The organism is Bradyrhizobium frederickii, from assembly GCF_004570865.1.
In the GTDB taxonomy this organism is placed as follows: Bacteria; Pseudomonadota; Alphaproteobacteria; order Rhizobiales; family Xanthobacteraceae; genus Bradyrhizobium; species Bradyrhizobium frederickii.
On the sequence record NZ_SPQS01000136.1, the window covers coordinates 1 to 735 of the forward strand.

Below are 735 nucleotides of genomic sequence, written 5' to 3' on the forward strand. Positions count from 1 at the left end.
TAATAAAGCGATGAAACATACTGAACTCCGTGCAGCCGTACTGGATGCACTGGAGAAGCATGACACCGGGGAGACGTTTTTTGATGGTCGCCCCGCTGTTTTTGATGAGGCGGATTTTCCGGCAGTTGCCGTTTATCTCACCGGCGCTGAATACACGGGCGAAGAGCTGGACAGCGATACCTGGCAGGCGGAGCTGCATATCGAAGTTTTCCTGCCTGCTCAGGTGCCGGATTCAGAGCTGGATGCGTGGATGGAGTCCCGGATTTATCCGGTGATGAGCGATATCCCGGCACTGTCAGATTTGATCACCAGTATGGTGGCCAGCGGCTATGACTACCGGCGCGACGATGATGCGGGCTTGTGGAGTTCAGCCGATCTGACTTATGTCATTACCTATGAAATGTGAGGACGCTATGCCTGTACCAAATCCTACAATGCCGGTGAAAGGTGCCGGGACCACCCTGTGGGTTTATAAGGGGAGCGGTGACCCTTACGCGAATCCGCTTTCAGACGTTGACTGGTCGCGTCTGGCAAAAGTTAAAGACCTGACGCCCGGCGAACTGACCGCTGAGTCCTATGACGACAGCTATCTCGATGATGAAGATGCAGACTGGACTGCGACCGGGCAGGGGCAGAAATCTGCCGGAGATACCAGCTTCACGCTGGCGTGGATGCCCGGAGAGCAGGGGCAGCAGGCGCTGCTGGCGTGGTTTAATGAAGGCGATACCCGTGCCT

Annotated in this window: 2 protein-coding genes; both read left to right on the forward strand. The window is 55.9% G+C overall.

All coding sequences use genetic code 11. The features are described from left to right. The coding region (locus tag E4K64_RS40050; RefSeq protein ID WP_430642620.1) for a phage minor tail U family protein at positions 1-406 on the forward strand (406 nt) is incomplete at its 5' end. A 28-nt stretch (positions 407-434) separates the two neighbouring features. After that, positions 435-735: phage tail tube protein (locus E4K64_RS40055; protein ID WP_425528402.1), on the forward strand; the 301-nt coding region annotated here is incomplete at its 3' end.